Source organism: Bradyrhizobium sp. HKCCYLS20291 (assembly GCF_051167715.1).
GTDB lineage: Bacteria > Pseudomonadota > Alphaproteobacteria > Rhizobiales > Xanthobacteraceae > Bradyrhizobium.
In genome coordinates this window covers 1-12,876 of record NZ_JBNPTO010000035.1, presented here as the reverse complement: position 1 = coordinate 12,876, position 12,876 = coordinate 1, and the positions used below count along the sequence as shown (strand labels likewise).

Genomic DNA, 12,876 nt, shown 5'->3' with positions numbered 1-12,876 from the left:
GCGGCGGCAGCGGCGACCTGCGGGCCGGCGCTGAAGATGCCGAGGTTGTGGCCGATGTTGACGCCGGTCTGCACGCCCTGGCCGATCTTCTTCAGCACGCTCCAGAAGCTCTGCAGCTCCATGTCGGTCGGCGGCGCGGCGGCAGCGGCGACCTGCGGGCCGGCGCTGAAGATGCCGAGGTTGTGGCCGATGTTGACGCCGGTCTGCACGCCCTGGCCGATCTTCTTCAGCACGCTCCAGAAGCTCTGCAGCTCCATGTCGGTCGGCGGTGCGGCGGCAGCGGCGACCTGCGGATCGGCGCTGAAGATGCCGAGGTTGTGGCCGACGTTGAGGCCGGTCTGCACGCCCTGTCCGATCTTCTTCAGCACGCTCCAGAAGCTCTGCAACTCCATCTCCGACGGCTGCTCCGCGCCCGGAACAGTCGAGAACGGCGCGAGTAGGCCTGCGGCTCCGCCGATGGCGCTGCCCCATTCCGCGCCCTTCTTGCCGCCGAATAACCGTCCGATCGCTTGTCCGGCGAACCGTCCGAGAATCGGTCCGAATATCGATTCGGGATTCAATTGGCTGAAGTCCTCAGTCGTCTGCTGCATGCCACTCATTGTGTGTCTCCTCGCTTGTTGTCTGATCCCGAGCGCCCCGGTCATTTCTCATCAGGAGCAAATGTTGCGCGGCGTCGATCGAGGCAGAGGATGCGGGTCGAGGCGTGATGCAGGTGTCAAGCGGGGCGTGAATGTGCCGTCAAAATCAATCAGGAGGCGAGGCAAGATGTCACACGCGGAGCATGCGCCGGATCTCACGCTGCAGTGTTTCGGTTTCGCTCTCGGGCGCCGCTCCGACCTGCTTGCGCAGGATGCTGCAGCAAAAGTCATACTGACGCAGCGCGTCGGCACGGCGGCCCTGCTGCGCGTAGCAACGCATCAAGGTGCGATGCACGTCCTCCTGCAGCGGATCGGCGGCAAGGACGCGCAGCGAGAACATCGTGGCGATCTCGACATGCTCGCGGCTGCCGACGTCCAGCAGGCGGGCGATGGCCCGCGTCGCCTGCACCCGCAATCGCTGGCGTTCTGCCGACAGCCAGGCTTCGAGGGCGCATGAGGTCGAGCCGACGCCGTCCAGCAGCTCGCCACGGAACAGCGCGGCGGCCCGCGCCATGGCTTCCAGGTCGCCCGACTGCAGCAGCTGCTCGAACTGCTGCACGTCGGTGCTGACGACGCCTTGCGGAATGCGAATGTCGTCGCGTTCCGCCGACAACACCGCAGCGCATTGCGGCAGCACCCGCCGCAGCGTCAGCAACGCCTGACGCAGGTTGGCGCGCGCGGTGTCGCCGAAGCGTCCTTCCCACAGCAGCGCTGCGAGCTTGCCGCGTGAAATGGCCTGAGGAGAGGTGAGGGCGAGATAGCCCAGCAGCGTCGCAGCCTTCCGGCTCGGCATCGCGACCTCCTCGCCGGAGATCTGCCTGATTTCAAGACCGCCAAAGAGATTGATACGCAGCAAACTCATTGTCTCTCTCCCTTGAATGGTGACACGCAGCGATCGGCGCCAGCCTGTGGAGGTCGCGTTCCCCGCGCAAAGAGTATGGGCGGCTGCGGACCGATCGGGTCCGCATCGTGGTCGCCAAACGGCAAGCCGCCGCGTTGTTCGTCGTCAACGTCGCAATGAGATCGGCAATGCAGTTAAGTCTTGCCGCATCACGATCGGTTCAATTTTTGATTGCAACGCGACAGGTGGTTGTGCCGCCTGCGCTTGCAGCGTGCACTTCATTGGTATTCTGCTTAGAAGTAGCCGCAAGGAGGCTGCGTGGAATGTGAGATAGCCCACACTTTTTGCGCGCCGGCATCCGGGGCGGAAGGCATCTGGCCATGGCTCCAACTGACGAGGATCGATCGCGATGAAATCCTTCCGCAAGGAACTCTGGTTCCAGACACCGGGAAGGCGCGCCTTCATCAACATCACTGGTGACGTCGAGGCGGCGCTGAAGGAGAGCGGCGTGCGCGAGGGACTTGTGCTGGTCAATGCCATGCACATCACCGCCTCGGTGTTCATCAATGACGACGAGAGCGGGCTGCATCACGACTACGAGCAATGGCTGGAGAAGCTGGCGCCGCACGAGCCGGTGTCGTCCTATCGGCACAATCGCACCGGCGAGGACAATGCCGACGCCCACATGAAGCGCCAAGTGATGGGCCGCGAGGTCGTGGTCGCGATCACGCAAGGCAAGCTCGATTTCGGCCCGTGGGAGCAGATCTTCTACGGCGAGTTCGACGGCGGCCGGCGCAAGCGCGCGCTGATCAAGATCATCGGGGAGTAGGGGATTGCAAACTCCGGCCTGCTGGCCGAGCATGACGCATGGACAGCGGATCGCCAGGGATCTTGATCGTGTTCGGAGGGCTACCCGCCACCGGAAAGACGACGATTGCCCGGGAGCTGACGATCAGGCTCAGCGCAACCTATCTCCGCATCGACACCATCGAGCAGGCTTTGCGCGCAGCAGGCCGCAACGTAGGCGCTCTGGGCTACGTGATCGCCAACGAATTGGCTGCAGATAATCTGAAGCTCGGCCGGACGACGATCGTCGATTGTGTCAATCCGGTGCTCGCCAGCCGCCAGGGATGGCGAGAGACTGCGTTGCACGCCTCGGCACGCATCGCCGAGATCGAGCTCGTCTGCAGCGACGCTGCCTTACATAGACAGAGGGCGGAAACCCGTTCGCCTGATATCGCCGGCCTGCGACAACCCACATGGGATGAGATCGCGACCCGTCGCTATGAGCCGTGGGATCGCGAGCATCTCGTGCTCGACACGGCGAGCAGTTCGCTCGCGCAGCTGGTGGAGTCCGTAGAAGCCTATGTCTCGCGGTGCTGCGACGCGCGTGTCGGGTCTGGCGGTCACTAGCGGTCTCGCGTCTGACCGCGGTCTATCTCTTGCGCTACGACGAGAGGTTCGGACCATCAGTCACGCGACGACATCCGAGTTCGATCAGCAGCAGGATCGGTCCCACCAACGGCACAAGGCCGACCAGCTGATACCAGCCCGAGCGACCGCGGTCGTGGCAGCGCTTTGCGCCGATCGCCAGGGCCGGCCACAAGGCCAGGAGGAACAGGCCGAGTACGGCGTCGTTGAAAGCAAGCGGTGGCACGGCCGCGACCATTCCGAGGAACGCCAGCGCGAGTGGCAGGATCAAGCCGAGCCAGTATGCAGACCGGCTGATCCGTCCATCGAACGAAAATAGGAAAAGCAGCAATGGCATGTTGATCGACCGGCTTGAGCGGCGAACGTAGCCCAGGCGGGCGCTTCCGGCGGCTCGCTCACCGCATCGCCGGCAGGATATACCGGTTCAACAGCTCGATTTCCGGCACGACCATCTGAATGGATTCGCGCGCCGCGTGGAAGACGACGACGGCATCGTATTCGGGAATGATGATCAGCTTCTGGGCGTTGAACCCCAGCGCGGCGGCCCAGGCGACACTGCGATCGCCGACCGTCGAATGACCCAGCCACCACTGGAAGCCGTACGAGAACGATTTTGGTGCGCTGACCTGTGGGCTGGTGGATTGCGCGATCCACGATGCCGACACCAGCTGCTTGCCGTTCCAGGCGCCGCGGTTCAGCACGAACTGGCCGATCTTCGCCCAGTCGCGCGGACGCAGGCTCAGGCCGTTGCTCGACATCGGCCGCTGATTGCCGAGCCGGCGGAACCAGTCGACGTCGGTGATGCCGAGCGGACGGAACAACTCGTCCATCGCAAACATGTCGAGTGGCTTGCCCGTCACCTTCTCCAGAATCGCGCCGATGATTTCGCTGTCCAGATTGCTGTACTCGAAGGCCGCGCCCGGCTCGCGGGCAAGGGCCTGCTCGAACGCGTGCCGGTCGGGATCGCGGTCCCGGCTCAACATCGGCGCTGAGACCGACGCGTTCAGGCCGGCTGTCATGGTCAGGAGGTGACGAAGCGTGATCCGTTCCTTCTCCGGCGTGCGCAGTTCGGCGAATTCCGGGAAGAACGACAAGGCCGGCGCGTCGAGATCACCGATCAGGCCGCGGTCGACAGCGATCCCGAGCAGCAGCGAGACGATGCTCTTGGTCATGGAGTTGCCGACGTGGCGGGTCGCCGCATCGTAGCTGATTGCGTGCTGGCGATTGAAGTAGCGCTCGTAGACCAGGGCGCCGTGCCGAACCACGACAATGGAGTCGACCTCGGAGAGCTGGCCAGCGGCGACGCCGTCGCCCATCGCGCACAGCATGGCCGGGGACAGGCCTGCGTCTCGGGTGTCGTGACGGTCCAGCCGTCCTGCAGGCCAGGCGGAGCGTCACAGGGGAAGGCGGCATCGTCGCCGCGGGCGAAGCTGGTGCAGATCGCCATCGTTGCGACCGCGACGAGGACCGCGCGCGTGATCATGCCGTTTCTCCGCGTGAGCCGGTATCCGGATGCTCGAGCATAGAGTGCGACCTCCGGCCTGTCGAGCACAGGTAGAAAGCATCGGCCGCGCAACTATGCGGTGATCGACCGCGGATCCCGCGGTCCCCATCGCCCAGCCTCGGCCAGCGCGACGAAGCGCTCGACCGATTCGTTGAACAGCGCCGGCTCCTCCAGATTCAGCACATGCCCCGACTTCGGGAAGAACGTCAGCCCTGACGCCGGCAGGTGCCGCTTCAGGAACAGGCTCGGCTCGATGCAGGCGTCGTCCTCGTCGCCGCAGATGATCAGCGCCGGCGTCGTGACGCGGCGGATGGCGTCGGCCATGGTGTAGATCGACGGTCTCGCGCCTTGAAAGCCGCGCATGGTGTTGGCGGAGCCTTTGGCGTCGTGGCGGGCGAGGGCGGCGTAGAAGTCGGCATGGCCGCGCGGGTCCTTGACCAGGAAGGGGATGCGGCCGGGGGCGTCGCGGGTGACCTTGGCGGTCTCGGCCGAGCCCAAGGTCTCGAACTGCTCGGCGGTGGCGCGGCACTGAGCGCGGAAGGCATCGAGATGCTCCAGGCTGGAGCCGGAGCCGACCCCGGCCAGCACCATCGAGCGGATGCGCTCCGGCGCGTTCAGGGCCACCTGCAGCGACGAGTAGGAGCCCATCGACAGGCCGACGAAATGCGCGCTGTCGATGCCGAGGTGGTCGAGCACGGCCAGCGCGTCGGTGTAGAACTGCACGTAGCTGTAGACGTCGGGTGAGGCCGGCACGTCCGAGGGCGTGTAGCCGCGCGCGGAGTAGGCGATGCAGCGGTGACGGCGCGAAAAGTAGCGCAGCTGCGGCTCCCAATTGGTGTGGTCGGCGGCGAACTCGTGCAGGAAGACGAGCGGCGTGCCCGCGCCGACCTCTTCAAAATAGAGGCGAACACCGTCTTTCGCGGTTGCATGTGGCATCGTCAACTCCTCCCGTGTCGCGTGCGGCACCTTGGCTCGTCGCGCGAGACGCGACAATACAACGATTGGCCGCTTAGTTTTCGCCGTAAAATAAACCTGGAATTACCCTCTCGTCGCCGCCTTTTCGCCATCGATGGTCATGGTTTGGTCACACCGCGACTTTTTACGGACCCTGCTGGCGGCTTGCAGAGGGGCCGCGCTGAGGACCAGGGGGTGCCAAGTCTGAGAACCAGTCAGGGTACTGGGGGAAGTAACAGAAGGATTTAGTATGGTTGTGTCTACCCTTCGCCGGTCGCTTCACATCGTTGCGCTCACCATGTGCTCGGCAGTGATTGCCGCCACCGCAACACCGGCTTCGGCCCGTCCGCATCACGGCTCCGGGCATCATGCCCACCGCAGCCACGGCGGCCATCACTACGCAAGAACTCATCACCACCGCCGGTCCGTCGCCCGGATGTCGCGCTGGGAGCGCGGCGTGGCGCGGATGCAGGTCACGGGCGTCGCCGACGCGCAGGCCAGCCTGATGATGCCGGGGACGGCGTCCGAAGGCATGGCGTCGTCGGGCGGCTTCGGCGGCGGCAGCGTCGTGGCCGCGGCGCGCAGCTACATCGGTGGCGGCAATCCGACCGGGCGGCGCAGCCTGTGGTGCGCGCGCTTCATGAACATGGTGCTCGAGCGCACCGGCCATCGCGGCACCGGCTCGGACATGGCGCGCTCGTTCGCGAGCTACGGCCAACGCGTCTCCGGCCCGCAGGTCGGCGCCATCGCCGTCATGAGCCGCCGCGGCGGCGGCCACGTCGGTGTGGTCTCGGGCGTCGACGCTCAGGGCAACCCGATCGTCATCTCCGGCAACAACGGCAACCGCGTCCGCGAATCCGCGGTGTCGCGCGGCCGGGTGTATGCCTACGTCATGCCGAACTGATCAGTTCGGATTTTGCAGACGAGCGGCGGCCCCCGTGCGGCTGCCCCTCACCCCGACCCTCTCCCCGTAAGAACGGGGCGAGGGAGCGCACCGTTCGCGGAGCGAGAGATCGACTACAACAAGCTCGGCTGCTCCACGGCGAGCTCATCGCCCAGCGCGATGTCGCCGGCCGCGATCACCTCGGCGTAGATGCCGCATTCGGTGTTGCCGCGGTGTCGCATCAGCGCGGGGGGAATGTCGAGGTCGCGCGCCGCGGTGTCGGGGTCGACGTTGACGGCGGCGCAGCGGGTGGTGGTCTTGACGATCTTCACCCGCGCTGATCCGATCGTTAAGGTTTCGCCGAGCAGCGTCGCCTCGTACCAGGCCGGCCAGCCGGTGACGTAGACGTTGGCGCGGAAGCGCAGCGGATGCACGGGAGCGCCGACCAGGGTCTCGATCTCGGCGAGCGAGGCGAGGTTGATGATCGACACCACCTTGCGCGCCAGATCGGTGAAGGCGTAGCCGCCGCCCGATAGCAGCTTGACCGGGCCGCGCAGTTCCTCAGTGAACTCGCGGGCGAAGAACGTCTCGATCGCGGCGCGGCCGTCGGCGCCTTCGAGATCGCCTTCCGCGACGATCTCATCACCGCGGCGGATGCTGAGGACATTGCTGGCGTCGTCGAAACGGCACTTGAAGCCGGCGAGGCGCTCGTTGCGCATCAGCATCAGATACGCCGTCTTCGGCTTCCAGACCGGCGCTGCCGGATCGAACCCGGTGGGGCCGTTTTCGAGCGCGTAGCGGCGGTCGGCCGGCAGCGTTTCTCCAACCCGCAACGGGGCCGTCTGCAGTGGTTCCGGGGTAAGGCCCTTGACCGGATAGCGGTACAGGCCGGCGATGCGCGCGGGAGGGGGTGGGCTCATGGCGGGGGTCATAGGAGATTCCCGCCGGGGCGGCCAGGGCACACGAATTTGTGAAACCGCCTCTTCCGTTTTGAGGCAGCCTTCCCACATTTCCTCTCAAGCCGGGCTTCAGGCCGGCGACGTGGAGCGTGGCGGCGTTGACCAACCTCAACGTGCGCAGACCGAAACCCAATGAAGATGCTGGAATCGTGCCTTCGGGGCGTCACAGCAGGCTGAGGGAACCATCATGAATATCGACAAATATACCGAGCGCGCGCGGGGCTTCATTCAATCGGCGCAGTCATTGGCGGTGCGCGACGGCCACCAGCAGTTCTCGCCGCTGCATCTGCTGAAAGTCCTGCTCGACGACAGCGAGGGCCTTGCGGGCGGTCTGATCGACCGCGCCGGCGGCAATTCGCGCGCGATCCTGAAGGCCACCGAGGATGCGCTGGGCAAGCTGCCGAAAGTGTCGGGCAGCGGCGCCGGGCAGGTCTATCTGTCCTCCGAACTGGCACGCGCCTTCGACGCGGCGGAGAAGGCGGCTGAAAAGGCTGGCGACAGTTTCGTCACGGTCGAGCGGCTGCTGCTCGGGCTGACGCTCGACAAGAACAGCGAGACCGGCGGCCTGCTTGCCAAGGGTGGCGTCACCGCGCAGAGCCTCAATACGGCGATCGAGAGCCTGCGCAAGGGCCGCACGGCCGATTCGGCGACTGCCGAGAACGCCTATGATGCGCTGAAGAAATATGCCCGCGACCTGACCCAGGCGGCGCGCGACGGCAAGCTCGATCCGGTGATCGGCCGCGACGAGGAGATCCGGCGCACCATTCAAGTGCTGTCACGGCGCACCAAGAACAATCCTGTGCTGATCGGCGAGCCCGGCGTCGGCAAGACCGCGATCGTCGAGGGCCTCGCGCTGCGCATCGTCAATGGCGACGTGCCGGAGAGCCTTAAGGACAAGCGGCTGCTGTCGCTCGATCTGGGCGCGCTGATCGCGGGCGCCAAATATCGCGGCGAGTTCGAGGAGCGGCTGAAGGCCGTGCTGCAAGAGGTCACATCAGCCGAAGGCACCTTCGTGCTGTTCATCGACGAGATGCATACCTTGATCGGCGCCGGCAAGGCCGACGGCGCGATGGATGCGTCGAACCTGCTGAAGCCGGCGCTCGCGCGCGGCGAACTGCACTGCATCGGCGCGACCACGCTGGACGAGTACCAGAAGCATGTCGAGAAGGACGCCGCGCTGGCGCGGCGGTTCCAGCCGGTCTACGTCACCGAGCCCACGGTCGAGGATACCATCTCGATCCTGCGCGGGCTGAAGGACAAATACGAGCAGCATCACGGCGTGCGCATCACCGACTCCGCGCTGGTCGCCTCGGCAACCCTGTCGAACCGCTACATCACCGACCGCTTCCTGCCCGACAAGGCCATCGACCTGATGGACGAGGCGGCGGCGCGGCTGAAGATGCAGGTCGACTCGAAGCCCGAGGAGCTGGACTCGCTGGATCGCGAGATCATCCGGCTCAAGATCGAGCAGGAGGCCTTGAAGAAGGAGAGCGATCTCGGCTCCAAGACGCGGCTGCAGGCACTGGAGAAGGAGCTCGCCGACCTCGAGGAGAAGTCGGCGGTGCTGACCTCGAAGTGGAGCGCCGAGAAGGACAAGCTGTCGAACGCGCAAAAGCTCAAGAGCGAGCTGGACGGCCTGCGCATCGAGCTCGCCAATGCGCAACGCCGCGGCGAGTACCAGAAGGCGGGCGAGCTGGCCTATGGCCGCATCCCCGACCTCGAGAAGCGGCTGGCCGACATCGAGGCGAAGGAGAATGCCGGCGAGATGATGGAGGAGGCGGTCACCGCCAACCACATCGCGCAGGTGGTCTCGCGCTGGACCGGCGTGCCGGTCGACAAGATGCTCGAGGGCGAGAAGGACAAGCTGCTGCGGATGGAGGATAGCCTCGGCAAGCGCGTCGTCGGTCAGTTCGAGGCCGTGCACGCGGTCGCGACCGCCGTGCGGCGTTCGCGGGCCGGCCTGCAGGATCCGAACCGGCCGATGGGCTCGTTCATGTTCCTAGGCCCCACCGGCGTCGGCAAGACCGAGCTGACCAAGGCGCTCGCCGAGTATCTGTTCAACGACGAGACCGCGATGGTGCGCTTGGACATGTCCGAGTACATGGAGAAGCACTCGGTGTCGCGGCTGATCGGCGCGCCTCCCGGCTATGTCGGCTATGACGAGGGCGGGGCGCTGACGGAAGCCGTGCGGCGCCGGCCGTACCAGGTCGTGCTGTTCGACGAGATCGAGAAGGCGCATCCGGACGTGTTCAACGTGCTGTTGCAGGTGCTCGACGACGGCCGCCTGACCGATGGCCAGGGCCGCACCGTCGACTTCCGCAACACGCTGATCATCATGACCTCGAATCTCGGCTCCGAGTTCCTGGTCAACCAGCCGGAGGGCGAAGATACGTCCGAGGTGCGCGAGCTGGTGATGGGTACGGTGCGCGGGCATTTCCGGCCCGAGTTCCTCAACCGTGTCGACGAGATCATCCTGTTCCACCGTTTGCAGAAGAGCGAGATGGGCCGGATCGTCGAGATCCAGTTCTCGCGCCTCCAGAAGCTCGTGGAGGAGCGCAAGATCACGCTGTCGCTGGATGGCGATGCGCGCGACTGGCTCGCCGCCAAGGGCTGGGATCCGGCCTACGGCGCACGCCCCTTGAAGCGCGTGATCCAGCGCAGCGTGCAGGATCCGCTCGCCGAGATGATCCTTGCCGGCGACATCAAGGACGGCGACAAGGTCGCGATCTCCTCGGAAGGCAACGTGCTGACCTTCAACGGCAAGGCACATCGCACCGCCGAGATCGCCACCTTCGAGGCGCCGATCCCGAAGCGCAAGCTGAACTGATCCAAGCTGAACTGATCGACGGCTCCTGCCGGGTTTGAACAAGAACGGCCCGCGCTGAACGCCAGCGCGGGCCGTTTGCCTTACAAAGCTTGCGATAGTTTACGACCGAGGCCTACCGGCTCACCGGGATCGGGCCGGCGTCCGACATGCGCGAGGCGCCGTTGCCGCGGCCGGTCATCATCTGATCGACACGGTCGCGCTCCTTCTCGAAGCCGGCCATGATCTGGCCTTCGAGCGAACGGCCGCGCGGCAGTTTGACGCGCAGCGGGTCGACGAAGCGGCCGTTGACCAGGATCTCGTAGTGGACGTGCGGGCCGGTCGACTGGCCGGTCGAGCCGACGAAGCCGATGACCTGGCCCTGGCGCACCCGCTTGCCGGGCTCCATGCCCTTCACGAACGCCGACATGTGGCCGTAGGCGGTCTCATAGCCGTTGTTGTGCTTGATGCGGATATACTTGCCGTAGCCGCCTTCGGTGCCGACCTTCTCGAGCACGCCATTGCCGGCGGAGAAGATCGGGGTGCCGTACGCGGTCGCCCAGTCGACGCCGGTGTGCATCTTCACATAACCGAGGATCGGGTGGCGGCGGCCGCCGAAGCCGGACCGCATGATCGCGTTGTTGACGGGCTTGCGGACCAGGAACTTTTTCGCGCTCTTGCCGGTCTCGTCATAGTAGTCGACGACGCTGTCGTCGGGGGTCTGGAACCGGTAGTATTTCTTGGTCTCGCCGCCCACCGTCAGCGAGGCAAACAGCACCTCGCTCTTGTCGTTGTTGCCCGGCTTGTCGTCGTCATCGCCGGCATAGAACACGTCGAACGAGTCGCCCGGCTGCACCTTGCGCTGGAAATCGACGTCGTAGGAGTAGATCCGGATCATGTCGTCGATGACCGGCGTCGGCACCTTGTTGCGCATCGCCGTCTCGTAGATGCTCTGGTAGAGGCGGACGCCGGTGCCGTCATCCTCTTCGTCGTCATTGGTGTTGTCGGCGGTCTCGGTGACCGTATTCATGCTCTGCGCATCGACGGCGACGTATTTGCCGAGGTCCGACAGGGCGGCCACGGCCTCGATCATGGTTTCGTTGGCGACGATGACGCGGAACGGCTGCAACCGGGCGCCGGGAGCGGGGCCGGACGGCGCCATCAGGATGCGCAGCTTCTCGCCTTCCTTGAGGCCGCCGTCGCGGCCGCGGGCGCCGAGCTGGGCCGCGATCGCCTTGGCCTCGTCGGGCGTCGCGCCCTGGTCGCGCAGGATCGAGGCGACCGTGTCGCCCTTCTTGACCAGGTGGACGCGTTCGCCGAGCGGGTTGCCGCCAGTGATCTGCTCCTTGGTCTTGGGCAGCAGGGTCACGTTCTCCGGCACCACCCGGGTCTCGAAACCGGCATAGGGATCGGGCGCGCTGCCGTCATTGGCGTAAGACAGCTTGAGATCGCCGCTTTGGACGCCGATCGCGGTCGCATCGGCTGCGGCGTTGGCCAGCGAGGCGTAGCGGACGCCGCCATTGTTGCCGCGCCAGTTGGCCGCATCGCGGACCCGCATCACGATCTCGTCCAGCGCCACGGAGGCCGCGATCTTGGCTTTGGGCAGCACGGTCGCGAGATCCTTGGTCACGAACGACACCTCGGCGTCGGGCTCGACCGCCTCCGGATTGTTGTTCGGATCCTCGCTCGAACCCGCCTTGTCGTTTTCGGTATCGCTCAGCAGCCGCTGCGCATTGAACGGCGGGATCTTGGCCGAGAGATCGCTGGTGGTCATCGACAGATTGCCGGAGATCCGCACATAGGGGCGGACGCGGATCAGCTCGCGCGAGCCGGCGCGGGTCACCGTCGAGATCCGGACGACGTTGCGGGCAGCGGCCGCTTCGCTCGGCGGCGGCAGGCGATCGCTCTTGCGCAACGTGGCAACACGGTCGTTGGCGCCGAACGCGCCGCGCAGCGCGCCTTCCATGCGTTCCGGCATGCGCGCGAAGGTCAACTCACCGTCCAGCGACGCAAAAACGGCGCCGCCGATGAGGGCTGCGCCGCACAGACCGGTCAGAATTGTACCCGAGAACCATTGTACGGAGACGCGACGACGGTCGATCACTGCGGCCTCGGAGCCATCGACGGACAGCGGCGGCTCATGACCGAGATCGATCATGCCGACCTCGCGTCCGGTCCCCCCGCGTGACGTCCGATGGTTCAACCTTCGTCCCCCAAGTTCAAAGTCAGCACCGAGATCACTCAGCTGCCGTTTGGCGTACCGTCTTCGATAAACGGCTCGGAATGATGGCGCGCTTCTGACGGTTCGAGGCATCTGGGCCAGGGGCCGGACGCTTTCGAACCGCTATTGTTCTTCAGGATCTCTCGATGTCGTCTCGGCCGTCTGAGTCAGGCGAAGGGCTCGCCATTTCCTTGATCTGGATCATACTTGAATCGATGGTGTCCCCGCTGGACCCAAATCAACCCATGTCGATGCTTAACAAATCGTCGCAGGATTGTGGCCCAAGTGGGGCACGATGTCCGCAACAAATCGGGCTTCCCTGGGCTCTCCGAAAAAATTCGCGCGATGCGACGATTTCATGAAAATGGTCGTTGACACCCCGATCGGGCCCCCCTATACACCCGATCACTGAGCGCGGCGCCGCTTCGGGACACACCGAGGCGAGCATTCGCGCCAATATTGCTCCTCACCTTCGTTGAGTGATGCACAGCCGGTAAAACCCGGTTGCTCATTGCCGTGGAAGCAGGTCGAGCGATCCCTCTTCAGGAGGGTGGGGCTGCGGTCCCGGGCTGTTTGACAAGTGAAGATGAAGAAAGAGAAACGTGGACGGCGGAGTCCTTGCGGGTCTCGGGATTGAGAGCT

11 protein-coding genes are annotated in these 12,876 nt (G+C 65.3%); 4 read left to right on the top strand and 7 right to left on the bottom strand.

Features of this window, described 5'->3' with window-relative positions:
• Positions 1-599, bottom strand: a 599-nt coding sequence (locus ACQR07_RS36810) for a hypothetical protein (protein ID WP_434906937.1), incomplete at its 3' end; no start/stop codon positions are given.
• 169 nt (positions 600-768) lie between these two features.
• A complete protein-coding gene (locus ACQR07_RS36805) occupies positions 769-1,500 on the bottom strand; it encodes an AfsR/SARP family transcriptional regulator (RefSeq protein WP_434906936.1) in 732 nt (243 codons plus the stop codon).
• A 388-nt stretch (positions 1,501-1,888) separates the two neighbouring features.
• Here ACQR07_RS36805 and ACQR07_RS36800 point away from each other — a divergent pair, with 388 nt between their 5' ends.
• Both ACQR07_RS36800 and ACQR07_RS36795 read left to right on the top strand, forming a co-directional pair.
• Complete coding sequence (locus ACQR07_RS36800) at positions 1,889-2,308, top strand: secondary thiamine-phosphate synthase enzyme YjbQ (protein ID WP_434870812.1); 420 nt, start codon at positions 1,889-1,891, stop codon at positions 2,306-2,308.
• Between the two features lie 38 nt (positions 2,309-2,346).
• Positions 2,347-2,892 (top strand): AAA family ATPase, encoded by a 546-nt coding sequence (locus tag ACQR07_RS36795; RefSeq protein ID WP_434906935.1) that lies wholly within the window; start codon positions 2,347-2,349, stop codon positions 2,890-2,892.
• Between the two features lie 34 nt (positions 2,893-2,926).
• Here the strand turns inward: ACQR07_RS36795 and ACQR07_RS36790 are convergent, their stop codons facing one another.
• The 3 genes from ACQR07_RS36790 to ACQR07_RS36780 form a co-directional block, all read right to left on the bottom strand.
• A complete protein-coding gene (locus ACQR07_RS36790; protein ID WP_434906934.1) occupies positions 2,927-3,247 on the bottom strand; it encodes a DUF805 domain-containing protein in 321 nt (106 codons plus the stop codon).
• Positions 3,248-3,305: 58 nt separating this feature from the next.
• Positions 3,306-4,226, bottom strand: a complete 921-nt coding sequence (locus ACQR07_RS36785; protein ID WP_434906933.1) for a serine hydrolase domain-containing protein — start codon at positions 4,224-4,226, stop codon at positions 3,306-3,308.
• A 260-nt stretch (positions 4,227-4,486) separates the two neighbouring features.
• Entirely contained in the window at positions 4,487-5,350 is an 864-nt protein-coding gene (locus tag ACQR07_RS36780) for an alpha/beta fold hydrolase (protein WP_434906932.1), read from the bottom strand.
• 268 nt (positions 5,351-5,618) lie between these two features.
• Between ACQR07_RS36780 and ACQR07_RS36775 the strand changes: the two genes are divergently transcribed.
• The gene (locus tag ACQR07_RS36775; RefSeq protein WP_434906931.1) at positions 5,619-6,272 is read left to right on the top strand and encodes a TIGR02594 family protein; all 654 of its coding nucleotides are present in this window, start codon (positions 5,619-5,621) and stop codon (positions 6,270-6,272) included.
• Positions 6,273-6,385: 113 nt separating this feature from the next.
• Here the strand turns inward: ACQR07_RS36775 and ACQR07_RS36770 are convergent, their stop codons facing one another.
• Positions 6,386-7,171: an MOSC domain-containing protein gene (locus ACQR07_RS36770; protein ID WP_434906930.1), complete on the bottom strand. Its 786-nt coding sequence runs from the start codon at positions 7,169-7,171 to the stop codon at positions 6,386-6,388.
• A gap of 226 nt (positions 7,172-7,397) precedes the next feature.
• Here ACQR07_RS36770 and clpB point away from each other — a divergent pair, with 226 nt between their 5' ends.
• Positions 7,398-10,037 carry an ATP-dependent chaperone ClpB gene (gene clpB, locus ACQR07_RS36765; protein ID WP_434906929.1) on the top strand — a complete coding sequence of 880 codons (2,640 nt, stop codon included), beginning with the start codon at positions 7,398-7,400 and terminating at the stop codon, positions 10,035-10,037.
• 112 nt (positions 10,038-10,149) lie between these two features.
• Here clpB and ACQR07_RS36760 read toward each other — a convergent pair whose 3' ends face one another.
• Positions 10,150-12,216, bottom strand: coding sequence for a M23 family metallopeptidase (locus ACQR07_RS36760; RefSeq protein WP_434906928.1), 2,067 nt, complete (start codon positions 12,214-12,216; stop codon positions 10,150-10,152).
• Positions 12,217-12,876 lie beyond the last annotated feature (660 nt).